Origin of the sequence: Companilactobacillus halodurans, from assembly GCF_009600985.1 — a bacterium.
GTDB lineage: Bacteria > Bacillota > Bacilli > Lactobacillales > Lactobacillaceae > Companilactobacillus > Companilactobacillus halodurans.
This window is the reverse complement of sequence record NZ_VDFP01000003.1, coordinates 86,323-111,044: the sequence shown is the minus strand read 5'-3', so window position 1 is coordinate 111,044 and position 24,722 is coordinate 86,323. Positions and strand designations below refer to the sequence as shown.

General features: G+C 36.9%; 24 protein-coding genes. 5 read left to right on the top strand and 19 right to left on the bottom strand.

Translation table 11 applies throughout. The features are described from left to right. Positions 1-203 precede the first annotated feature (203 nt). Positions 204-458, top strand: coding sequence for a TetR/AcrR family transcriptional regulator (locus FHL06_RS02765; protein WP_153384721.1), 255 nt, complete (start codon positions 204-206; stop codon positions 456-458). A 26-nt stretch (positions 459-484) separates the two neighbouring features. Here the strand turns inward: FHL06_RS02765 and FHL06_RS02760 are convergent, their stop codons facing one another. Beyond that, complete coding sequence (locus FHL06_RS02760; protein ID WP_162000275.1) at positions 485-1,738, bottom strand: FAD-dependent oxidoreductase; 1,254 nt, start codon at positions 1,736-1,738, stop codon at positions 485-487. 114 nt (positions 1,739-1,852) lie between these two features. Here FHL06_RS02760 and FHL06_RS02755 point away from each other — a divergent pair, with 114 nt between their 5' ends. Then, entirely contained in the window at positions 1,853-2,743 is an 891-nt protein-coding gene (locus FHL06_RS02755; RefSeq protein WP_153384719.1) for a LysR family transcriptional regulator, read from the top strand. Between the two features lie 275 nt (positions 2,744-3,018). On the opposite strand, the gene guaA is transcribed toward FHL06_RS02755, so the two are convergent. Together guaA and coaA are read right to left on the bottom strand one after the other, a co-directional pair. Then, the gene (guaA, locus tag FHL06_RS02750) at positions 3,019-4,584 is read right to left on the bottom strand and encodes a glutamine-hydrolyzing GMP synthase (protein WP_153384718.1); all 1,566 of its coding nucleotides are present in this window, start codon (positions 4,582-4,584) and stop codon (positions 3,019-3,021) included. Positions 4,585-4,641: 57 nt separating this feature from the next. Further along, the gene (coaA, locus tag FHL06_RS02745; protein ID WP_153384717.1) at positions 4,642-5,568 is read right to left on the bottom strand and encodes a type I pantothenate kinase; all 927 of its coding nucleotides are present in this window, start codon (positions 5,566-5,568) and stop codon (positions 4,642-4,644) included. Positions 5,569-5,661: 93 nt separating this feature from the next. Here coaA and FHL06_RS02740 point away from each other — a divergent pair, with 93 nt between their 5' ends. Then, positions 5,662-6,243 carry an SGNH/GDSL hydrolase family protein gene (locus tag FHL06_RS02740; protein WP_153384716.1) on the top strand — a complete coding sequence of 194 codons (582 nt, stop codon included), beginning with the start codon at positions 5,662-5,664 and terminating at the stop codon, positions 6,241-6,243. 11 nt (positions 6,244-6,254) lie between these two features. Continuing rightward, positions 6,255-6,890 (top strand): GPP34 family phosphoprotein, encoded by a 636-nt coding sequence (locus tag FHL06_RS02735; RefSeq protein WP_153384715.1) that lies wholly within the window; start codon positions 6,255-6,257, stop codon positions 6,888-6,890. Here FHL06_RS02735 and FHL06_RS02730 read toward each other — a convergent pair. The 10 genes from FHL06_RS02730 to FHL06_RS02685 all read right to left on the bottom strand — a co-directional run bounded on the left by FHL06_RS02730 (position 6,879) and on the right by FHL06_RS02685 (position 17,029). Then, positions 6,879-7,037: a hypothetical protein gene (locus tag FHL06_RS02730; protein ID WP_153384714.1), complete on the bottom strand. Its 159-nt coding sequence runs from the start codon at positions 7,035-7,037 to the stop codon at positions 6,879-6,881. The genes FHL06_RS02735 and FHL06_RS02730 overlap by 12 nt on opposite strands. A gap of 367 nt (positions 7,038-7,404) precedes the next feature. Next, positions 7,405-9,723, bottom strand: a complete 2,319-nt coding sequence (helD, locus tag FHL06_RS02725) for an RNA polymerase recycling motor HelD (RefSeq protein ID WP_153384713.1) — start codon at positions 9,721-9,723, stop codon at positions 7,405-7,407. A 124-nt stretch (positions 9,724-9,847) separates the two neighbouring features. After that, complete coding sequence (locus tag FHL06_RS02720) at positions 9,848-10,615, bottom strand: formate/nitrite transporter family protein (RefSeq protein WP_153384712.1); 768 nt, start codon at positions 10,613-10,615, stop codon at positions 9,848-9,850. Between the two features lie 139 nt (positions 10,616-10,754). Continuing rightward, on the bottom strand, positions 10,755-11,441 hold the full coding sequence (locus FHL06_RS02715) for a Crp/Fnr family transcriptional regulator (RefSeq protein WP_153384711.1): 687 nt from the start codon (positions 11,439-11,441) through the stop codon (positions 10,755-10,757). A gap of 13 nt (positions 11,442-11,454) precedes the next feature. Continuing rightward, a complete protein-coding gene (locus FHL06_RS02710) occupies positions 11,455-12,015 on the bottom strand; it encodes a ferritin-like domain-containing protein (protein WP_153384710.1) in 561 nt (186 codons plus the stop codon). Continuing rightward, entirely contained in the window at positions 12,015-12,245 is a 231-nt protein-coding gene (locus tag FHL06_RS02705; RefSeq protein WP_153384709.1) for a heavy-metal-associated domain-containing protein, read from the bottom strand. The genes FHL06_RS02710 and FHL06_RS02705 overlap by 1 nt, the downstream gene beginning before the upstream one ends. Positions 12,246-12,328: 83 nt before the next feature. Further along, positions 12,329-14,230 carry a heavy metal translocating P-type ATPase gene (locus tag FHL06_RS02700; RefSeq protein WP_153384708.1) on the bottom strand — a complete coding sequence of 634 codons (1,902 nt, stop codon included), beginning with the start codon at positions 14,228-14,230 and terminating at the stop codon, positions 12,329-12,331. 98 nt (positions 14,231-14,328) lie between these two features. Next, the gene (locus FHL06_RS02695; RefSeq protein ID WP_337692521.1) at positions 14,329-14,799 is read right to left on the bottom strand and encodes a threonine/serine exporter family protein; all 471 of its coding nucleotides are present in this window, start codon (positions 14,797-14,799) and stop codon (positions 14,329-14,331) included. A 3-nt stretch (positions 14,800-14,802) separates the two neighbouring features. Further along, a complete protein-coding gene (locus FHL06_RS02690) occupies positions 14,803-15,567 on the bottom strand; it encodes a threonine/serine exporter family protein (RefSeq protein WP_192917938.1) in 765 nt (254 codons plus the stop codon). A gap of 97 nt (positions 15,568-15,664) precedes the next feature. Further along, positions 15,665-17,029: an LPXTG cell wall anchor domain-containing protein gene (locus FHL06_RS02685; RefSeq protein WP_153384706.1), complete on the bottom strand. Its 1,365-nt coding sequence runs from the start codon at positions 17,027-17,029 to the stop codon at positions 15,665-15,667. A 182-nt stretch (positions 17,030-17,211) separates the two neighbouring features. On the opposite strand from FHL06_RS02685, the gene FHL06_RS02680 reads away from it, so the two are divergent. Beyond that, positions 17,212-18,117, top strand: coding sequence for a proline-specific peptidase family protein (locus tag FHL06_RS02680; RefSeq protein WP_153384705.1), 906 nt, complete (start codon positions 17,212-17,214; stop codon positions 18,115-18,117). A gap of 256 nt (positions 18,118-18,373) precedes the next feature. Here FHL06_RS02680 and ppk1 read toward each other — a convergent pair whose 3' ends face one another. The 6 genes from ppk1 to agaB form a co-directional block, all read right to left on the bottom strand. Then, positions 18,374-20,377 (bottom strand): polyphosphate kinase 1, encoded by a 2,004-nt coding sequence (gene ppk1 / locus FHL06_RS02675; protein WP_153384704.1) that lies wholly within the window; start codon positions 20,375-20,377, stop codon positions 18,374-18,376. A gap of 29 nt (positions 20,378-20,406) precedes the next feature. Further along, complete coding sequence (locus FHL06_RS02670) at positions 20,407-21,780, bottom strand: DUF2252 domain-containing protein (protein ID WP_153384703.1); 1,374 nt, start codon at positions 21,778-21,780, stop codon at positions 20,407-20,409. 413 nt (positions 21,781-22,193) lie between these two features. After that, positions 22,194-22,616, bottom strand: coding sequence for a PTS sugar transporter subunit IIA domain-containing protein (locus FHL06_RS02665; RefSeq protein ID WP_153384702.1), 423 nt, complete (start codon positions 22,614-22,616; stop codon positions 22,194-22,196). Next, positions 22,616-23,434: a PTS galactosamine transporter subunit IID gene (gene agaD, locus FHL06_RS02660; RefSeq protein WP_153384752.1), complete on the bottom strand. Its 819-nt coding sequence runs from the start codon at positions 23,432-23,434 to the stop codon at positions 22,616-22,618. Before agaD ends, FHL06_RS02665 begins: the two co-directional genes overlap by 1 nt. After that, entirely contained in the window at positions 23,424-24,233 is an 810-nt protein-coding gene (gene agaC, locus FHL06_RS02655) for a PTS galactosamine transporter subunit IIC (protein ID WP_153384701.1), read from the bottom strand. Before agaC ends, agaD begins: the two co-directional genes overlap by 11 nt. Beyond that, a complete protein-coding gene (gene agaB / locus FHL06_RS02650) occupies positions 24,234-24,716 on the bottom strand; it encodes a PTS galactosamine transporter subunit IIB (RefSeq protein ID WP_153384700.1) in 483 nt (160 codons plus the stop codon). It abuts the gene before it with no gap. Positions 24,717-24,722: the final 6 nt, after the last annotated feature.

Here is a 24,722-nt window from a genome sequence, read left to right as displayed (position 1 = left end):
GATATCGTCTATCAACTTCTTGGCGGATGTTATTGGTTGATTCATTGTGCTTCCTCCTTTAAATAATTAAGTGACATGTTGTGCAATTCAATACACAGTGTCTTTTACTCATTTAAAAAATACCTGAAATAAATCAAAAAATTAAGAACGCTTCCGCAAAAGTGTCCTTAATTTTTTGATTTTAAAATGTGTGGAGGACTTTTATGAAAAATGAACGAAAAACTGACCGCAGGACTATTTTCATAATCAGCGCTATCAAAGATGCTTTTTTGAAGTTGATTGAGCAAAAATCATACAATCAAATCAACGTTGCCGAATTTTGTCGCGAAGCTAGGATCACCCGTTCAACTTTTTACCTGCATTATGACAATTTGACTGACGTCTTAAATGAAATTCTTGATGAGGTTCTACTTTTCAATAAAACCTATATCGAACCAGTAAAAGCCTACCTTATATAGTGAATGTTCCTCCTGAACATATGCCTCTACAGTAACGCCCCCTGTGCCACTAGTTCTTTTCTAACTTCTTCAACACTCGTTCGTCCATTAATTGCTAATGCCGCCGCTACACCAGCAGCTTGACCAGTAATAAAGCCTGTTCCCATTACTCTGATCGAGGCTTGTGCCAAATGATCCGCTGAAATCAGCCGGCCTGCACCCCACAAATTTTCTATTCCCTTTGCTTTTAAGCAGCCTAACGGAATGCTGGCATATTCATTATCAGGGATACAAACATATTCCAGTTGATTATTAACATGGTGAAGCTCTAAACTCCAGGCAGCTCTCCCAATGCTATCAGACCGCTTCGTCGCATTGAGAATATCTTCGTTTTTTAATTCGACCTCGCCTATCATCCTACGTGCTTCTCTAATACCAATTTTTGGTCCCGAAAAAGTTAAAATAGCATTTTCACAACCTGCAATATATTTCTTAATCACTTTAAAGTAAGCTTGAACTTGTTTTCGTAGCTTCATTTCGTACTTAGTCATATTTTTGCTATCGAGACTATCAATCTTAATGCTCGGCGCCGCTAAAAATGCGTAACTGGCTTCAGGCTCTTTAAGAAATACGCCTCTTTCTTGAGTCAAATGCTTAATTCCAGCTTTCTTACCCTTTCTGACAGCCTGTTCTATATCCGCCATGCCAATAGCGTGCTGAGGAAGATTATCAATTCTAAATGATAAGGAGGCCTGTTGTGCATTCCCATCTTTATCGCCCCAATTAGTTTTCAGTCCGGCCGCATGAAGTAAGTTACCGTTACCACTAGCATCGATAAACTCTTTACCATGAACAGTAAATAATCCATCATCATCGGAACAGATCACAGTACTGATCTTGCCTTCTTCAACTCTTGCTCCAATAACAGAAGCATGTAATAAGAAATCAGCATTCGACTTACTCAGTAGATCGTCAAAAATTATTTTCATTTTTTCCGGATCAAATTTAATGGAAACGTTACCCGTTGATTTTGATGGAACAGCTGTGGTATTGATCCCAGCCTCTTTCATCTTATCTAAGACTAACTTACCAATTCCGCCAGCAACAAGATCCGGTTTTTGTCCCCTGGTATAAAAGCCACAATAGGAAGCAACTTGTGAATTTACTCCTGCACCACCAAAAGAGGGATCTCGTTCAATTAATAATACTTTTTGATTAATTTTTGAAGCCGCCAGTGCGGCGCTAATCCCAGCAGCGCCCCCGCCTACTATTACTACATCATAATTAAGATTTCTCTTCATCGGATTACCTCCCGCATATTTCTGAATTATTATGATCATTTACATTTTATTGTAGTAGCCATACTATATAAGTAAAATATATAGTTTAAATATATATTATAGGAGATTCCTATCATGGATATTAAACAAATTAAGTATGCACTGGAAGTAGCAAAATCTCATAATTTTACAGAAGCGGCAAGAAACCTTTACCTCTCTCAACCATCTTTATCTGAACAAGTCACCAAATTAGAAAAAGAACTGGGCTTTAAACTGTTTTTGCGACATAAAGGCCGCCCATTAACCATTACATACGCCGGACATGAATTCTTCAACCAGGCAATTCGTGTTGAAAAAGAGTTTGAACAACTGAAAACGATTAAAAATACTTTTAAAAATGAACAAGCGACATTTATTAGGATTGGGGTTTTAGGAACTTTTGGATATACCAAGATTCAATATCTAATTAATGAATTCCGAAAATTATACCCAGAAATTAAAATTGAATTTACAATTGATGTCTCAGAAAATTTAATTAAGCAATTTAGTCGGAACAAACTAGACATTATTTTTGTTACTAAAGACAATCATCAACTATTTAATTCCCAACAAGTCAAAGAATCTTTAATCTCTTCTAGTCCACTTTGCCTGATTTTAAACAAGCGAGATCCCTTAAGTATCAACTCCACTATTTCTTTAACCCAATTAGCAAATCAGAATATTTTATTACCTAGCTATCGGTCGGGATTATACAAAGCAGTTCATAATGAGCTTAAAAAGAACAATGTCAGCATTAATAAGGTCGGTGCAAATTCTCAAGTAGATGTTGTCTGTCAATTAGCTAAAGCAAATATTGCCAAGGGCTTCATTTCATTAGAAGTTTTTAAAAATAGTAAAACCAAAGATATTGCAGCCATCCCCATCACGCCAAAAATTAACCGCAATATCTATATGATTATCAATTTACAATCGGAATATCGACAAGTTAGTTATCTTTTTCAAACCTTCTTAAACGATAGATTGTAACCACCATTTTCCCCCCACATTTTATTTCTGTCATTATTACATAATAAAGGAATCGGGAATTCCCATCAGTTAAGATTAATTTATATAGAGCTTACAAATATTTTGATTTTCGTTCTTGAATTTTAAATTAATTGCTAAAAAAAAGCACCCAGTTTTACTGAGTGCTTTCATCTTCTGTGGCAAATAATCATGTTATTTTAGTACTTTTGAAGTCGAATCATCGTAGTCGAAACGTTGATATATCGTCTTTCCATTTCTAATTAACATAATGTTCATTATTCCCACTCAATAGTTGCGGGCGGCTTAGAGGTAATATCATAGACTACGCGGTTGACGTGGTCTACTTCGTTTACGATTCTAACTGAGATTTTTTGTAATACATCCCATGGAATCTTTGCGAAGTCGGCTGTCATTCCGTCGATAGATGTAACGGCACGAATTCCGATTGTATAATCGTAAGTTCTGCCATCACCCATGACACCAACTGAACGAATACCTGGCAAGACTGTGAAGTATTGCCAAATTTTTTCGTCTAGTCCATTCTTTGCGATTTCGTCACGTAGGACCCAATCACTGTCACGAACGATTTTTAGTTTTTCATCGGTTACTTCACCGATTACACGAATTCCAAGACCTGGTCCTGGGAATGGTTGACGCCATACTAATTCGTGAGGAATGCCAAGTTTTTCACCTAATTGACGTGTCTCATCCTTGAACAAAGTACGTAATGGTTCAATCAACTTGAAGTGCATGTCCTTAGGAAGTCCACCAACGTTATGGTGAGACTTAATTGTTTGAGCAGTACTTGTACCACTTTCGATAACGTCTGTATAAAGTGTTCCTTGAGCTAAGAAATCAATGCCCTTAAGCTTTTGAGCTTCATCGTTGAACACTTGGATAAATTCGTTACCAATAATCTTACGTTTCTTTTCAGGGTCAGTCACACCAGCAAGTTTGCTGAGGAATCTATCCTTAGCGTCAACTTTGATGATGTTTAAACCAAACTTGCCTGCCAAGCTATCCATAACTTGATCAGCTTCGTTCTTACGTAGTAGACCGTGGTCAACGAAGATACTTGTCAATTGTGTTCCAATGGCTTTATGAAGCAAGACACCAACAACAGAAGAGTCAACACCACCTGATAGTCCAAGAAGAACCTTCTTGTCACCGACAGTATCACGAATCTTTTGAATTTGTTGATCAATGAAATCATCCATTGACCAGTTGGCTTGGGCACCACAGATATCAAAAGCAAAGTTCTTCAAGATATCCATTCCATATTCAGTATTTCTAACTTCAGTATGGAATTGTACACCGTACATCTTGCGCTTGTCGTCAGCGATTGATGAGATAGGTGCATTCTTACTTGTAGCAACGACTTCAAAGCCTGTTGGAGCTTCTTTAACGAGGTCACCGTGACTCATCCAAACGTATTGCTTTTCAGGTAAGTCTTCGAATAATGCAGAATTCTTTTTCGTAATTTCGATATCAGCACGACCATATTCACGGTTATTAGCTGATTCGACTTTACCGCCAAGGTTATAAGCCATCAATTGCATACCATAACAAATACCCAAGATAGGAATTCCTAGCTTGTAAATGTCTTGGTCGATTGAAAAGGCACCTTCATCGTAGACACTCATTGGTCCACCAGAAAGGATAATACCTTTAGGATTGATTTCTTTAACTTCTTCAGCAGTAATAGTATTTGGTAATAATTCAGAGTAGATACCAATATCTCTGATACGACGTGTAATCAATTGATTGTATTGACTACCGTAATCTAGAACAATGATGCTATCGGCATCTGGCCATTGCTTGCTCAAATCAATTTCCCCCATTTTTTTATTTCCTCTATTGTATACGAAATTTTGTTCCATGTCATATATTGTATACGCTTAATATTTTCTCAAGTAAATTTTATTTATTTGATGGTCCTCAGATTTATGCAAAATAAGGTTGGCTCGGTTGCGAGTCGGCCTGATGTAATCACGCAAGTTTGGATAGTTGATAGTCTGCCAAACGTTTCTAGCCATTGCCATTGCCTCTTTTTCAGGCATCTGGGTGAATTGGTAATAATAACTGTTAGGATCGTTTCTAGCCAAATCTAATAGCGTTTCAAAGCGATTCAAGAACCATTCCTCAATATCTTTGACCTCGGCATCAATATAAATTGAAAAATCAAAGAAGTCGCTGACATAGATGTGCTCATTTTGAGGCAGCTGCAAAACATTGATTCCCTCGACAATCAAAATGTCAGGATTGTCTAGTTCTTCATATCTTCCTGGAATAATGTCATAAATATTGTGCGAGTAAAGTGGATACTTGATTTTTCCACCGCGAGTTTTGACATCCCCCAAAAACTTCAACAATTTATTCATGTCATAAGTTTCTGGAAAACCTTTCTTACCCATTAAATTACGCTCTTTTAAAATTTTACTGGGATACAAAAAGCCATCAGTCGTCATTTGTGAAACTTTATATTGTGGATATGCTCTTTCCAACATAATTTTCAACAACCTAGCTGTCGTACTCTTACCAACCGCAACCGAACCAGAAACCCCAATGATAAAAGGTGTTTTACGATTCTTAGTACTTAAAAATTCATTCTTCAATTTAGTCAATTTGCGATAATTTTTAAGATAAATGTGAAGTAGATGTCGAATTGGCGCATAGATAGAACGCACGTAGTCAATGGATATCTCATCGTCCAAAGACTTGATTTTACGCAATTCTCCGTCGGTGATGGCTTGCTTGGTATATTCACCATGGAAGTTTTCCCATTGCTTTCTAGTAAATTCATCATAGTTAGCTAAACTTTGCATATTGTTAAAACCTACCTAATATAGTAATTAACTTTTATTTATTTTCTGGTATTCTAGTATAGTATAGAACTTTTTGTAAAAAGGAAATAATATATGGAAAAAATAGTATTATTTGGGGATTCAATCATGACTGGCTTTTCTAGTGGCAAGGCTAAGAATTATTTAACCAAGCGGATTAAAAAAGACTTTCCTGACTATGACGTCATCAACATGGCGTTTCCGGATTTCAAGACCAATAATGCTATGACACAAGTTGACCGTATTAAAAAGCTCAATCCAACCATCGTTGTTTTGGGATTTGGTACCAATGATATTTCGATAGATGATGAAATCAAACCTGGTAAATTTTCTGCCAACTTAACTAACATAATCACTAGTTTAGGAGAAAAGCGGGTTATTTTGCTTTCCCCTCCTTACATTGATTGGTTAAAAGATCCAACCAGACCTTGGACACGCCAATTGCAATTTGAGTTAGTCACGGAACATCTTAGCAAACAACTAGACATTTCGTATGTCGACTTGCTACACGATATGGCTAACTGTGATAATCTTAAAGAGTTGCTACAGGCGGACGGTTTGCACTTTACTAAGCAAGGATATAATCTCTTAGAAGACGAGTTAATACCAGAAATTAAAGCCACGCTAGCAAGAAAAACTACACTAGTGTCGAATTGAAGGAGCACTTTATGGATTTAAATATTCCTCAAAAATATTTTATTTTATCGTGTAACGAAAAAGGTAGTATTCGTATTTTTAAGAATACCAGACGTCGCGCTTATTTGGCTGAAAGCTCATTTTTCGACTTAGCGCTGAATGATATTATCGATTTAACAGACAACAGTGTCATCATTAACAAGGTCTTGCCCGATGACAAGCAGTATTTGAACGAATTCTTCCAGATCATCAACAAGAATCAAGGCAAAAGTATTATCCACGTTTTACGTGCCATGGCCACCAATGAAAAAATCACTCGTATCATTTACAATGAAATTGGGGATTCACTCGTTGATAAGGTCGATGTCACTAAAGCTGTGACCGGACTAGTCTTCAAGACTAACAATTACTTACCTAATCGGAACGTGAAACGAGAATTAGTCACTGATTTAAGAAAAGAAATCTTAAATTCCAAGAAAATTCCGCCAGAGTCTTTCGCCCTTTTGGCTACTCTATACGGAAATCATGACTTGAAGCTTTATTTCTCGCAATACGAACAAAAACAGCTCAAAGATAAAATCGAAGTTTATCGTGAAGATGCAACTTATGAGAAGTTGTTCGAATTGTCGAAGCGTTTAAACCGAGTCACATTATCATTATTGAGTTAGGTTCAAGAATGCCGTCGTCCGTTCTGCTTTGTGGATGCTGGAACGTACTGGACGCAACTTTAAGCCAATTCCAAAACCAGGAATCGTCTTAAAGCTTGGTCTTTCACTAAGCGATAAATCGCTAAGTGAAATTTCAGTACTGAGCATCCACAAAGCTGCCACTCCCGACTGGATAACGTCATTTATTTTTTATTTAAAATAATCTCAAATCAATAAAAGCCTTCATTTAGATAATAGTTTATTGACTATATCTAAATGAAGGCTTTTTGTTTTTAGTATTAAAAATAAAACCACTATCCAGTCCGGAATAGCAAAGCAAATTGGCTCAGATGTGAAATTATTCTTAGCAATTTATTGCTTAGAATAAGGCCGAGCTTTAAGACTTTGCCTGAACCTGGCAAAGGCTTAAAGTCGTGCCCACATCGTTCCAGCCAAATTTGCTTTGCTATGGAGGACGATATATTACACCAATAAAAGTTCAAAAAGAGTTTTAGATAATTACTGACTCTATTATCTAGACACTTTGTTCCACTTCATAATACTTTTCGGGAACTCTTTGCAATAATTGCGATAGCTCGCCAATCGAAGTAATCGTCAACTTGTGCATGGCACGAGAAGCAATTGTGTAAACTAATTGTTGCTCGTCTTCATCGAACTTATCTTTTGATGCATCCCACATAATAACAGCGTCAAACTCAAGTCCTTTAGCTAAAAATGATGGTAAGACGATTGTTCCTGCTGCTAATCGTTGATTTTCTGAACGGATTAAGGTCGACTTAACTCCGGCTTCTGCTAGTTTTTGATGCAAGTCAGTCGCATCATCTAAAGTTTTGGCAATAATCGCCGTCGTGTATTTGCGTTGATCATTTTCTTTAACTTGACCGACTACTTGTTGAATCGATTCGGCTTCTGTTTGTGCCATTAACAGATTTGGCAAATCGCCATTGCGGTTGAATGGTTCGATTTTTTGTCCATTTGTCAAAATAGCTTTGGTAAAGTCCGTAATTTGTTTTGTTGAACGATATGAGTGAACTAATTGAACGACTCTAGTTTCGTCAGCTTCAAACAAACTCTGTGCTTCTGAAAGCAAGGTTTGACTATTTTTCTTCGTAAAGATGGACTGATTCAAATCGCCTAGCATCGTATAACGTGCTCGAGGGAATTTATATTTCATATAAGCTAGTTGGAATGGTGTGTAATCTTGAATTTCATCAATGAAAACGAACTTCATATCCAATTCACCATGCTTACCAGTAACTAAATCATACAAGTAAAGATATGGCGTCAGATTATTCATGGAAATTTGTTTGTTGTTGAAATCTTTGATGAATCCTGCAACATATTCATCCCATTGTTCAGTCGTAATACCATATTTACTCATATCGACAATTTGAGGAACAGCCTTCAAAAAGTTCAAATAATTAGTAGCAACGTTTAAGAATCTCAAGTGCTTGATATTGCGGTAAACGCCTTGCAGCATGGCCGTAACAATCTTACGTGCTAAGAATTTCTTCTCTTCATCGCCATTTTTAAATTCTTGATCAGCGGTAACGTAAAGTGCTTGCAGTTGCTCCTTGCTCAAGTTTTCGATTCGTTCGGAAACCCAATTAGAACGCATCTCGGCACCAATCTTACGATGCAGCATCTTGATTAAGCGGTCTACCGTTGCATCCAATCTGTTGCCTAGATTATATTGTGGACCATAGCTGTAATAAATTTCTTGAATCTTTTCCTTAGCGATAAAGACTTTGCCTTGGAATTTAATATCCTTGAAAGCCATCCCGCTTTGATTCAACAGCTTGCTATAATTTGTCAGCGTCTTGAAAAATCCTATATCTGCGACAAATTTCCCAATATTTTTATGCTCAGTATCGACGACCTTCTCGAATTGTTCGGACAAACTCTCAACTGCCAAGTTTGGCAAACGACGAGCGAGAAATTGTTTGTAGGTCATCTGAACCATATTCTGTTCACCCATCTCGGGTAGGACGTTTTTGATATAATCGTTAAACAGCGAATTAGGCGAGAACATGACCACTTGGCTAGATGTCAATGTCCCACGGTATCGATAAAGCAAATATGCGATTCGTTGCAAGATAGCTGACGTTTTACCAGATCCAGCAGCCCCTTGAACGAAGAGGAGCTTCGACTTGGTATCACGAATAATCTTGTTTTGTTCACTTTGAATCGTCTTAACGATACCTTTCATGTGCGTAGAAGATTTCCCATCGAGCACTTCTAGCAACATTTGGTCACCGATAGTTTCTTGTGTATCAAAGTAAGCCTTGATTTTTCCATTATCGACTAAGAATTGACGTTTCAAAAACAAGTTAACTGATTGTAAGCCATCAGGAGCTTGATATTGCACTTCGCCTAATTTTCCGTCGTAATAAATTGAAGAAATCGGTGCACGCCAATCGTAGACTAAGAAATGATCGTTTTTATCAGTGAAGGAACTCAAACCGATATAAACGGTCTCTTTCTTAGGTTCACCTTTTTCCTGGAAGTCCAAACGAGCAAAGAACGGCGTCTTCTCCAATTTTTTGAGAATGCCTAATCGTTGCTTCGATTGTTGCCAACTGTTATTTCTTTCATCGAGCATTTGTTGTTGTTGATGAATCGACAAAGCCGCATCCATCGAAATGGAATCTCCATCCATTCCTAAGTGAATGTCATCAAAAGCATTATTGATAACTTTTAAATCTTCTTCAGCAACATCCATATGTTCTTTAAGTTGATTTTCAGACTTCTTAATCTTATCAACCACATCATCTAAATGTGCTTGTTCAATCTTTTTTTCGTCTAGTTCATTAACCTTAGATTTATCTGTCATAATAACCTCTTAAATTAAAGTTATATAATGTTACCATTATTAACTACTGATTTCAAAAAAGACACGCTTTGATAATAAAAATACATCAATAGATATTCCTCCATTGATGTATAAAATATTATAATTATTTATTTTTGCTTGCATAACTATAATAGTAGAAACCAGCCACAAAAATTATTCCCCCGATAATGTTGCCTAAGTAAACCGGTACAAAATTCTGGAAGAACAAGCCCCAAGTACTGCCGTCTTCAAAAATAGCTGCTGGAATGATGAAACAATTAGCAATACTGTGCTGAAAACCGACAGTCACGAAAATCATGATAGGAAACCAGATACCCATAATTTTGCCCGCTGCATCTTTAGCTCCTAACGCTAACCAAACGGCGATTCCCACTAACCAATTACAGCCAATTCCTGAAACAAAAGCTGATAGAAAAGTGGCGCTGGTTTTAGCTTTGGCAACAGCAATCACGCTCTCTTGAAATGGCCCAACATGCGTTAATCCAACTACATGACCGAAAAAATAAGCTACAAAGACGGCACCAACGAAATTGAAAAAGGTAATCACTAACAAGTTCTTCAAATAATCGACTAGACTAGCTTTTTTAGCAAAAATCGAAGTCCCAACTGCCATCATGTTCCCCGTTGCCAATTCTCCACCAGCTAGCAAAATAATAATCAAGCCGATTGGGAAAACAGCTCCGCCGACTAAAGCTTTGACACTAGCCAAATTGTTCGGAATTGAAGCTGTCACTCTGACATAAGCCAAAAAGCCGATTGAAATCATCGCCCCACCGATGAATCCGAGAATTATCTTAGCCAAAAGCGTCTTTTTAAGTTTATTGACGCCAGCTGTAATACTTTTTTGCAGAATTTCTTCTGGAGTAAACATATTTTATTCCCCTAGACTCATCATTTAATGAAAATACAATATCATCTATTTGCGAACGTTTCAATATAATATCAGTTAATCATTCGGATAACGTGTTTACATAAAAATAACGCCACTTTTTTATAAGCGGCGTTATTTTTTAATCGATCATCATCAATCGATCAGTGTCTAAGATTTTAAATTTGTTATTACTAATTTTTTCAATCATACCCTGCTTCGCTAACGAAGTCAGTTTACGACTAATTGTTTCAGGGGTAGTGCCTAAATACGTGGCAATGTCTTTTTTCTTCAATGGCAAGGTGAATATTTCCTCATCTAGTCCAGCACTAGTTTCCAACAAATAGTTAGCCAAGCGGCTCTCAACGCTTGCGGTGGTAACTTCTGTTGTCTGTTGCTCGAGTTGAGCAATTCTGCGTCCCAATGCATTGACCATATTCACTGCCATTTCAGGTGTTTCTTGCATTAACTTTTGGAAATCGCTTCGTGAAATCTGACAAACATCAGTGTCCATCAAGGTTTGAGCGAAGCTGTTATGGTCGGTATTGGAGAACAAGGCGGCTTCACCATCAAAATCCCCAGTTTGGAGAATCCGCAACATTTGTTCTTTCCCATTGGCCGACATCTGGAAAACCTTGGCTTGACCGTGAGCTACGATTATCAAAGAATCGGAAGCATCCCCAGCTGAGAAAAGATATTCGCCGCTCTTGTAGTGATGGTGTGTCACCAAAGTTGCAATCGTATCTTTATCTTTTTTAGATAAATTTTGAAAAATCGTTACCAATTCAACACAATCTTCAGCTGTATGGTCATGCGCAAGTTTTGCCATTAACTATCTCTCCTTAGTCATCAAAATCCTCATCATCATCTTCGTCATCAAAGCCCTCTTTAGCAGATTTGCCAAGAAGTGCTTGATAGATTCTGATTTGGTGATTGTTAAAGCCTAACAATTGAACTAATACTTGAGCCATGAAAGGACGATCCTCATTTTCGGCCAATTTGATAGCGCGTGTGACAAACATATTGTCAGTACTGAAGTCATCGACCACAGTTTGGAGCATATCAGAGGCATCTAAGTACTTGTTCTTGCCGTCTTCTTCAATCATAGAATATTCTGAATATTCTTTCATAGTTGAAGGAGGTAATTCACCCTCATCCAATAATTCATCAGCAATCTTATCATACCAAGCATTATTTGCGTCAATTGTTTGATTCAAAACACGCTTGTAGTTTTCAGCGTTAGCACCTTTAACGAACCACTTGATTTGGTGCAACTTGATATTTAATAAGAAATGATTTGAAACGATGTGACCTGTCATTGCGCCAGCAGTAGGCTTGTGGTGATCAGCATCAGCCTGCTTTTGTTCAGCGGCAAATTTTTCGTCGATTGTTTGTTCAGTCATTATTTACTCTCCTTAACCTTTACCTTTTTAACTTCATATCCTAAGTCAGTAATTACATCTGATAGCTTGTCAGCTGAAGTCTTTGATTCATCAAAGTCAGCTCTGACCTTACCAGCATTGAAGAGAACCTTGACATTTGAAACGCCATCTTGGTTTTCAACACCCTTTTGAATCTTTGTTAAACATGATGGGCATGTTAATTCACCTAATTGTAAAATTGCTTTTGCCATAATTGATTCCTCCATTTATTTTAAAAATCTCAACAAGTAGTCAAACGATTACTTGCTCAACTAACTTACAAATACTATTCTAATTAGTCTGTGGCACTAATAACTTGATTTGAATCAAGTTTTACAGATTTATTTCTAATTAATCTCATTGCATTGAAGATAACTACTAAGATACTTACTTCATGAACGAACATCCCGCTGCCCATGTGAATAATACCAACGATTAAACCTAATAGTAGTAGAGCAACTGTTCCCACAGCAATGATGATATTTTCTTTAGTATTAGCGACTGTCTTCTTAGCTAAGACATAAGCGTGTGCTAAGGCTTCAAAACTTGATTTAACTAAGATAATATCGGAAGTTTCAATAGCAACGTCAGTTCCGCTACCCATACCAATTCCGATATCAGCTGTTGCAAGTGAAGGACTATCATTGATTCCATCACCAACAAAAGCTACGGTACTGCCTTGTTTCTTAAATTTCTTCACAAATTCAACCTTATCTTCAGGAAGCAATTCAGCATGAACTTCATCGATTGGCAATCTTTGAGCAACTCGTGCTGCAGCTACTTTGTTATCACCAGTCAACATGACGATTCGTTTCATACCAGCATCTTTTAGTGCTTGGAGACCAACTCTAGCATCAGGTCTTAATTGGTCATTGACGCCAACGACGAGACGAAGTTCTTGATTAACAGCCATTAAGACTACTGAATCTCCTTGATTCATCTTATCTTCGATAGCTTTATTTTGTGATTTTGAAATCTTAACGTTATTTGCTTTCATCAAGCGAGAATTTCCAACTAAAATACTGAAGTCAGCGTTCTTGCCAACTAATCCTTGGCCTTTAACAGTATTCAGTTCAGGCAGTTCTGGTGTATCGGTGACGCCTAAATCGTCAACATACTTCACGATAGCTTGACCCAATGGGTGATCAGAAGTTCTTTCAACCCCAGCAAGCAAGGCTAAATCAAGGTTTTTACTTTTGCCGAAGTCTTCATAATCAGTAACTGACATTTTGCCAGTTGTTAAAGTACCAGTTTTATCAAGGACTAGGGTATCGACTTTGGCAAAGCTGTTAACGGCATTGCCACCTTTCATCAAAATACCATTTTTAGCTCCGTTACCAATTCCGGCAACGTTTGAAACTGGGGCTCCGATGACTAAAGCACCAGGGCATCCCAAAACTAGAACAGTTATTGCGAGTGGGAAATTTTGTGTGAAGGCCCAAACTAAAGCACCAATGACTAAAACAGCAGGTGTGTAGTAGGTCGCAAATTTATCAATAAATCTAGCAGCAGGCGATTGGCTATCTTGAGCTTCTTCGACCAATTCGATGATTTTACCAAAAGTCGTATCTTCACCAACTGAAGTCGTTTCAATCGTGATAGTTCCATTATCAGTGATTGACCCGGCGAAAACTTTATCGCCTTGAGCTTTTTTAACTGGTGTTGACTCACCTGTAATTGAGGCTTCATTCATATAACCGGTACCATCGATGATTTTTCCATCGACAGGAATTTGACCGCCCGGTTTAACCATGACGTGGTCGCCCTCGTCCAAGTCATCGACATCGACTGTTTCAGTTGTACCATCTTCATTGACTAACTCGGCGGTAGTTGGAGCCATCTTCGTCAAACTCTTAACTGAAGAACGAGTCTTCTCCAAAGTTTTTTGTTCCAAATAATTACCAAAGAGGAACAAGAAGGTAACAACAGCCGACTCTTCATATTCTCCAATAATAAAGGCACCAATGACTGCAATGGTTACCAACAATTCAATACTGATAACTTTATTTTGCAAGGCACTGAAGGCGTGTAGAGCAATCGGAATTGCTCCGATAATACTTGCAAGAATCATAAAGATCGTTGCGGCAATTTCAAATTTCAATAGGAAACTTGAAATCAAACTAAGTGCAATCAAAATGGCAATTGAGACTGTCATTTTATTTTGATGTTTTGAAATCCAGATATTTAATTTTGTCATCTCATTTACCTCTCTCTTAACTTACAAGACATATTCTAAGGGGTAATAGAGTTTAAGAACTTGATGCATATCAAGTTTTGAAAAAAAGTGACCAAAAACTAAAATTGTTTTTGATCACTTTTCTTATTGATATATCTTTTTAAACTTGGATAAATTTTATTTGAGATTGCTTCAGCAATGATGAAGCCTACTGCTAAAGACATTCCCACTGTTAAGGCTTTGATAAAGCCGCTTGCTGCCAGCATATCTTTTCCAAGGGTAAAATTTTTCATGCTGTCGTAAATAATGGCCCCGGGAACTAAAGATACTAGGCAAGGAACGTAAATAATATTGACCGGCGAACGGACTAAGATAGCGCATAAATTGCCTAATATACCAATAACAATTGCTCCCAAAACATTGGGCATAATCAAGCTATCGGTAAACCAGGTGATAACGATATAAACTATCCACGCTAAGGCTCCGACCAATCCTGCTGGGACTAGCGTTCGTCTAGGATTATTGGTGATGATGCCAAAACCGACACTCGACAAAAATCCGAAGATGAACCCATAAACTATTTCCATCATTATTTAACCCCCTAATATGGCTTGAATTACGATTTGTCCAATAATCACGCCGCTTCCAATTGAAATTCCGGAAACAATCGCATCGGTGGCCCGAACTAAGCCAGAAATGGTGTTCCGTTCAATAATTTCTCGCAAGGAGTTAGTCATCGGCACGCCAGGAACTAATGGCATAAGAGCACTGATAATAATGTAATTAGCATCATGCGCCATTCCAACGAATCCTAAAACATTAGCCAAAACGCTGATGACCAAACTTCCCATCGCAACGGGGATATAAGGAATCTTTGAGTGCCTCGAAATAACTTGCGACATCAAATAGCCTAAAATTCCAACAAAAAAGGCCCAACCAAGGTCGCCCCAAGTTGCTTTAAACAAAAGCATTGGTGGCATCGAAACTAATCCTGCCCCGATACATTTAGTTATCCAAGAGAAGTCTAAGGTTTCATTTTGAACCCGTACTATTTCTTTTTTTATTTCATCAAAGGTGATTTCGTGGTTCGAAAATTGTCTGGATAAAGTATTGATCTCATCTACTTTTTGCAAGTTGAAATCTCCAACTCGAACTTTAAAAATTCTTGTCGTAGCACTTCTTTCTGAACTGACAAAAATACCTGTCATAGTGGCATGACAGACTACTGGTAAATCAACAGCTCGCCCCACATATTCAACCGTGTTCTCGACTCTAGCAGTCTCCGCACCGTTTTCTAGTAGAATCGTACCCACTTGACCACAGAGAGTGACAATATCTGCTTCCGTGATAGCCCCCATAATGGTTCCTCCAAATGGTAGATTTTTCATACATAATAGATAAGTATTAACACATTTTCTTGCAGAAAAAAAGCCCGCAGCATTGTGCGAACTTTAATTAGCGTTTCAAATAAGTTCCTTTTAATAGGATAATCCATAATGCCAAGATAGTGCCACCAATTAGCATCAATAAATGATCGACCTCATCGCCAGTCTCAGGCAAAATTTTAGAATTTGTCGTCTTGTTAGCTGAATTACTTTTATCAGACTTACTTTGACCGATTTTGTTGAGGCCACCTAAATTGGCAGCAATATTTGAAGTATCGTTGACGCCGCTTTGGTGCATCAGATTAGAAATATCATTTTGATTTAGACTATCAAAAACTAAATCAAAATCTACTGTCTTGTGCAAATTAAAAGCTGGCACGTTGATGGAAATATTGCCGGCAATCGGATTGCCCAAATCATCTAAACTGTTTAATGGAAAATCAAACTTCAAATAATTATTATCTTCATCATTTGTAAAACTTAAATTGATTGGCTTTTGCTTATTAATATAATTAATTTGAAAGGCCTTACTACCAAATTCCTTAGGATATTTAATCGTTGTTTCAACCGAATAAGTCCCATCAGGATTCTTAATCAATTTGGCTGTATTAGTAAAAAACGAGGCAATCAATGAGCCATCGCCATTATTTTTGGCTACCTTATAAGTCAATTCCTTCAAAACAGTTTTAGGCTGCGTTGCAGGTTTCGTGTCGGCAGTTTCATTGTTAGAAGCACTATCCGTCTTCTCTTGTGGCGTTTGGATAATATCTGAATCTTCATTTTCTTCATTAGAATTAGTCTCAGTATCATCATTATTTACAACGTCTTGATTGTTATTAGTATCTGGCTTATTTTCTTCAGGCTCAGTCTCGGTATCAGTTGTTTTCTTATCTTCTGATTCCGTGATTGAGTCCATGCTATCGGTAAATGGATTAGTTGTTTCCTGACTGTCCATTGTACTGGTATCGAATTTAAAATCGACTGTTTGTTGATTCATATCGATGCTTAACAATTTTGTTTTGACCACTGCTGTCACGTCGTCATTTAATTGTGACAAGCTATTAGTTTTAAAACTGATATCTAAATATTCTTTACCATCTTTGTTATAACTTTCTGATTCTTCAGGTGTTTGATTATCAATCTTGCTTACTTCCAAATCAGTCAATTGCGAAACTTCCACTGTCAAAACCAATCTGTAAGTTCCATCGTTGCATGTGTAAATCTCTGCACTCTTCGTAAAATATGGATCCACTTCTGATTTTTCGTTAGAATTTTCTTTATCTACTTCATAATTAATCGTTTTTTTGTCATTATTTGCTTCTGCTTGAACGGTTTCTTCAAGTAAATTGGGCGAACCTGACACATTTGTTCCAACCTCACCAAAAATCCCTAAAAATATCCCCACAGACAACAGACTAATAAAAAACTTTTTCATAATCTTATCGCCCCTCTTAACATATATACCAATTTTATCATATCTACCCTTTGCTCTTAAAGATAAGGTTGCGACTATTTGTCTCAAATTAGAAAAATCTAAATTATATTATAGATTATTTGAAATACCTAATCCGATAGATATATACTTATAGATATCATGCGCAGGAAGGTGACTTTTTTATGAAACAAGGAACAACGATCCTAACTTTAGACAATGGCTATCATTTGTGGACTAACACACAAGGCCACGGTGACATCAAATTACTATGTCTTCACGGTGGACCTGGTGGAAACCACGAATACTGGGAAAACTTCGGTGAAAAACTAGCTGACCTTGGCGTACAAGTAACAATGTACGACCAATTAGGCTCATGGTACTCCGATCAACCAGATTACAGCGATCCAAAAATCGCCGAAAAATACCTAACATACGACTACTTCCTAGAAGAAGTTGAAGAAGTTAGACAAAAGCTCGGCTTAGATAACTTTTATCTAATCGGCCAATCATGGGGTGGCGCATTAGTTCAAATGTACGCTGCTAAATATGGCCAACACTTAAAGGGTGCTATCATTTCAAGTATGGTTGACGAAATTGACGACTATGTAAAACACATCAACCAATGCCGAATGGATGCCTTAGGTCCAGACAAAGTTAAGTATATGGAACAAAAAGAAGCCGAAAACGACTTAGATGACCCTACATACCAAAGCTATGTTGACGTATTGAACGCTGAATACGTAGACCGCAAACAACCAACAGCAATCAGACACTTGATTGATACAATGTCAGTACCCGTTTATAACACATTCCAAGGAAACAACGAATTCGTTATCACCGGAAAATTAAAAGACTGGCACTTCAGAAAACACCTCAAGGAAATCAAAGTTCCTACACTACTTACATTTGGTGAACACGAAACAATGCCAATTGAAACAGCCAAAATCATGCAAAAGGAAATTCCACATGCAAGATTGGTAACAACACCAAACGGAGGCCACCACCACATGATCGATAATGCACCAGTTTACTTTGATCATTTGGAACAATTTATTAAAGACGTAGAGGCGGGCAGCTTCGCCGATTAGAGAGCGAAGCAGGACCGCTTAGACACCGCGGATTAAGACAATTTCACGAATTGCCCGCGCACTTTGCGGGGGATTTGGGAAATAGGCTTAATCCTCGGTGTCTGTCCTGCGTAGCTCGTTTCCACTATATAGCCAGAAAGCATGGTTATATAAGAAGAAACAACGCTTATTTAACTAAAAGGTATGGTTACAAAACACAAAAAAAGAGGAAAAACTCAAATCCAGAGTTTTTCCTCTTTTTAACTACATAAAAAACCTAATTAGTCTTAATATACTTTCTCCACTTAAGACGGCTAAGCCAAGTCTGTTGTGCCGAAATACTATGTTCATCAGTTTCCTTAGCATAACGTCCACTTTCCAACAAATGATAAGAATTAACATCATCCTTAGAAAACAGCTTAACAATCTTAATCAACTGTTGTTTAGGTTTATCCTCCACAACCGGTACAGCAATTTCCACTCGACGTTCCAAGTTTCTTGTCATCATATCGGCTGAAGAAATCCAAACGTCAGTATGATCTTTCCCATATTGGAATTTAAAAATCCGGCTGTGTTCCAACAATTGACCAACGATACTTTTAACTCGAATGTCTTCCCTTGGTCCACAGACGCCTAACTTCAAAGAACAAGCACCACGTACTATCAGCCTAAATGGCAAACCGTGGCGTGCAGCTTTATAAATGGCGTCGATGATATCAATATCAGTCAACCCATTAACTTCCATAAAGACGCTTCCTTGTCCATCACGAACATAAGCAGCAGTTGCTCGTTCAATATTTTTAATGACCATTTCTTTGATGCCATCTGGTGAAGTGACCAACAAATCGTAGTCAGCTTCTTTATGAGTGACTAAATAGTCGAAGAATTTAACAGCATCATCAATGTAAGTTTGATTGCTGGTAAAGTAACTAACATCCGAAAAACCTTTGGCGGTAATCGCATTGTAATTACCTGTACCAATTTGGACGTAACCCTTGCCATCACCATGCAAGACTAAGCAAATCTTGGAGTGTACCTTATTTACTTTGTCACCAAACAAAACTTTAACGCCCGCAGCTTTCAAAACTTTGGCCACCTCGATATTGTGTACCTCATCGAATCTAGCACGTAATTCAACCACAGCTGTGACGCTGATACCTTTACCTGCAGCCTCTTTTAATAGACGCAACAAGTCGGAATTTTCTTCCGTTCGATAAATAGTAATACAGATTTTAGTTGTTTTGGGATCATTTACAGCAGCTTCCAGATAATCGATAAAAACGCTGAAAGAATCGTATGGATATTGCACAAAAATTGGCGACCTATCCAAATACTTCAAAATATTCTTGGATTCATTCCAAGCTAAAGCTTTAAACGGTGGGAAAACTAAATCCTGATTACTCTTGTAAGTTTTCCGAAAGCTAGTTAAGAACTTAAGGTCCACTGGACCTGGAATTTTATAAACGCTCTTTTTGTTGATATCAAACAAGTCAGCAAAGTAATCGCGACCTTTTTTATCGCCGTTATCGGCAAATTCAACGCGAGTGATTTTGCGCAAGTCCCTAGTATCAACATAATTAATCATCTTATTCAAATAATCGTCGTCTGACATGTTCTTATTCAAAAAATCATACGGCTTGTTCTTGTCATATGTGACACGGAAAACATAAAATTTGGAAATCTTATATTTCCTAATCAAATTTGCGGCAACGTGTCTGATAACATCTTCAATCAGAATGTAATGATTTTTTACACCTGTTTCTACTAAACGGTCCAAGTCCTGAGGAATTGGCGAAGTATAAACGTGATGCGGCGTTTCCATCAATAAATTCAAATTTCGTCTGAACTTATATCCTTTTGAGAATCTTTGCATATCGATTCTTGGAAGGATTTTCTTATTAAAGAATTTTTTGACGTATTTTTTTTCCGAATCCGATAATTCTTTATAGCGCATTAATTCAAAGAGGTCATTATCTCTAGCTTCTTCCATCAATTTATAAAATAAATCGTATTGTCTAACAATATTTTCGCTATTAAATTTATAAGCTAAATCCAGAACCTTCTCCCCGGATAATCCTGATCTCTTATCATCTTCATGGTTCTTAACTAAACTATGAACGTTATGCATTCTAACGCGAAAAAACTCATCCAAGTTATTGGATGCAATCGCTAAAAACTTTAGTTTTTCTAAAAAAGGAACGTTTGGATCAGCGGCTTGATCGATGACCCGATTATCAAATAATATCCAACTTAAATCCCTATTATAATATTTATCTTTCATATATTATTTAACCCTTCATTCCTAAAAATTTAACTTTTATCCCTCTGTTCTTTTTTAAATGATTCAAAATCATATTCGACCTGTTTTACATAGCTGTTTGTGAAATTCATCAAAGAGTTTGCGATGTCAGCATATTCTTCGCCAAATCCAATGATCAATGGATAGTTCGGTGAGTGTGAATGCGCTCTGGCAAGTAAAATTACGCAGACTTTGGTGTAATCTTCAAATGATTCAAAATCCAGCTTGTCCAGATTAATCGATGATTTCATATCTTTAAATTGGCGCATATAGAAACTATATTTATCAGTATCAAAAGCTCCTAAGAATGGATCGGAGGCACTTTGTAAAATCAATTGACTGTTAACAATATTTTGACCCTGACTGACCTTCTCATCAGAATACAATTTGTCATCATTGTAGATTGGCAATGCTTGTTTGGCTTGAAGGACTAAATAGTTACTATCTAAATCCTGCAACAAAATCAAGTAGCATAGCGTTCCGACGCTACCAACCCCAACGCTGTGACGAACAATATCGATAATGTCAAAGTCTTCCAAGAATAATCTAACATCACTTCGCTGTGCTTTCTTATACTTTTTGTATCCTCCAACGACACTCTTATAATCTTTTTCACTGATATGTTGAGTTACCGGCTTATTTTCAACGAAACGACGTTGTCCAGAAGCTGTTAATTCGGTATATTTTTCAATAACTAACTTAGAATTGCTACGTTGTGCTTTTTTTATGCTTTTAGCAATCATATGATTAAAGGACTCTTGAAAATATTCTTCGTTATCCTTTAAGTTACCAAATATCTCCGTAATATTTTGAAGCGTGTTTGGCAAAATAAAACGTTTCATCTCCGAAATCTTTGTCATGTGCTTGAGAGTATCAAAATAAGTCTCTACGACTGTCAATAAAAACTCCTGCACATCAGATTCTTCGAAGCCATGTGATCTGGCAACAATTAAGGCACTGACTAAAAGGCGCTTCAAATCATATTCCCAGTGACCTAAATGTGCTTCATCAAAATCATTCATATCAAACAATAATTGTCCTTCAGATGATCCATAAAAACCAAAATTACCGAGATGGGCATCTCCACCGACCAATACTTTGATTCCACTGTTTTCGTTTCTTGATAAATCGTAATGCATTACATCGACTGTTCCCCTAAAGAATGCAAAAAGCGACTTCGACATCCTTTCACGTTTAACTGCTAATAATTCTGGAACTAGCAATTTGTTCTTGATGTTTAAAATCTTGTGAATATTTCTCTTCTTTGGTTCAAATTGATCAAATTTATCAGAAACCGTTGTCGCAAAGAAACGTCCTCTAATAATTAATTGTTCAGTACTCTTAAAAGCATCTGTATCTTGAAAAGTATATGGTGTACGGCTCATGCCCTCATCTCCTCGAATTTATTATACAATAGCTATCTTAGATAACCGTTGCTTGGGCCAACTTTTTTAATTAAAGTTTACTATATCCAAATATATTTCTTAAGTATGGTTAAAATATCGCCTCTAATATTAAAACATAAATTACACCACAAAAAAATAGGGGGCTAAGAAATTGCTCTCCAGAATTGTACTGTTAGACATCCATATCATGATACTAATATACTTATTTACAGATAAAGAAATATTCTTAGGTGAAACGAATTTTAAGTTAACTTTAACACGGCTTGTGGATTATTTCACTATCGAATTTAGTTGTGACAATTCACTAGCCTTTTTTTGAAAAAATTTGTTGCAAAAAAGAGGTTGCTGAACTTTATTCAACAACCTCTTTTTAAGATAATAAAACTATTTAATTAAATCCCATCTGAATCAGGTTCCTGTTCAACTTTCTTATGTTCAAAAACCTTTGTTCCATTTTTACTGATTGAAACAATTTCATCAGCTAATTTTTTTGAAGAATCTTTATAATTTGAAAGTTGCAAACCAACTTCCATAATAGAACCGACATTGCAGCCACAAGTAACGCTAATATCTTTATCGCTAGCGACGCTTAATTTCACTGCATCTTTAAACGGCGTTCCGCCAAGTAAATCACAAATGAAAACTACCGCATCGTCATCTTTTATTTCTTGGCTAAATTTTTTATAAAGTCCATCTTCATCCATATCACTAGTGAAATCGATAAAGCTAACATTTTTTAAACCACCAGCAAGCAATTTGATAGTAGATTCGATTCCACTAGCATAGTTGCCGTGACCTGTTACGACTAATTTCATTATAGGACCCCCATCCATGAGAATAGGATAGCAAAAATGAATGTTGCCAAAATAAGGATAACTGGTGAAACATTCTTCTTTTTCAATAACCAATAAAGTAAGAATGTATAACCTAGTGGCAAAATATTAGGGAAAATTCGATCAAAGAATTGGGTTTGAATTGAAATCGTGTGTCCAGCTGAAACAGGAATTTTTGTCTTAACTGTAATCTGAACATATGTAGCAATCAATCCACCAATAACCGTACATCCTAGGACACTGGCCGCATGTGAAACAATGGCTGAATTTTCTCTAATCTTAGAAATTGCTTTAGTACCAGTTGTATAACCTAATTGAGCAATTGGAATACGAGCAAAGAACATTGCTAAGTATACGAGGAAGAAAATCAGTGGTCCTAAAATACTGCCTTGTTTTGCAAACGATGCTGTAATACCAGCAACAATTGGTAAAATTGTAAACCATGTAATGGCATCACCAATACCTGCTAGAGGACCGAATAACGCAATTCTTAAGCCATCAATCGTTGAACGTTTTTCACCATTTTCTTCAAGTGAAGCTTCAAGTCCCATCAACAAAGGAGCGGCATAATTATTAGTATTAATAAATTGAAGATTTGATTTTAAAGATTTAGCTAAACCTTCTTTATCATCTTTATAAATCTTCTTTAATGCTGGAATCATCGCTAAAGTCCAACCATCAGCTTGCATTCTTTCATAGTTCATTGCTGATTGATTAAACAAAGATCTGATACCAAGCATTTTTACATCATGTTTAGTTAATTTTCCTCTTTTTGGAGTTTCAACTTTTTTAGATTCCATCATCGTCATCTCCATTGTTGTTTGAATTTTCCATAATTGCCTTTAATTTCTTATCATTTTCGGCATCTTTCTTACTTCTTGCATATTCAATCAAAGCAAGGGCAACACCGATAACGGCAACTGGCATCAAATTTCCAAATTTGATAAAGCATGCTGCAGTAAATCCAATCAAAAGATAAGGTACATATCTAGCTTTCAACATACTCTTAAGAAGTAAACCAAAACCAACAGCAGGTAAAATACTACCGGCAATTTCAAATCCGTGACTCAACCAAGTTGGCATCGAATTTACTAAGTCTTTCATTGGAGCTTGAGCACCATAAACACAAAGGAATGCGATAATACCGTATGATAATCCAACAATCCACGTTGGCAGCAATGCTAAACGTGTAAATTTCTTAGTATCGCCTTGTGCTGCATAAGTATCGAGTTTCTTTGTTAAAACGGAAAATGCTGAGTAATAGAATAAAATAATATATTGCATCAAAATACTAAATGGTAAAGCTAAACCAATAGCTGTAGCTGGAGATTTGCCTGTCGTATAAGCAAGTACGACTGTCATAATTCCAGCCATGATAGGATTAGGCGGCTGTGTTCCTCCAACTGGAGTTAATCCAGCGAAAGCTAGTTCTGTTAGACCAGCAGCAACGATTCCTAAAGTAATATTTCCTAGAATCATCCCTGTGACTGTACAAACAATCATTGGTCTAAAAATGTAAAAACCTTCCCACCAGAAATCAATCCCAGAAATAATAGCAAAGATTCCGATTATAATACCTTGCATTAAAGTAACTTGCATTTAAATCACTTCTTCCAACGGTTGTTTTTTATCTTCTGGAACTTCTTGTACATAAACGGAAGCACCTTTAGCAGCACATACTTTCAAATCGCTAATATCTTTATCGTCCATATAAGCTTGCTTCGTAATTTGTCTTTTTCCTTCTGAAAAATGCATATTACCGATATTTAGATTATCTATGGGAACGCCACCTTCAATTAACTTTCGAGCATCTTCTGGTGTGCGCACGATAATAAAAATCTTTTGACGGGCACTTGCTCGGTGAATATTGTTTATTGTTTTTTCAATTGTCCAAAAACGAATTCCAACGCCAGAACTTTCAGCGGTTGCCTCCATCAATTCCTGTTGAAGAGGATCATTTGCAGTATCATCATTAGCAACTAATAAAAGATTTGCTCCAATTGAAGAAGTCCATACAACACCAACTTGTCCATGAACTAGTCTGTTATCAATTCTCGTTAGTACAATATTTGGTTCACTCATTTTCTA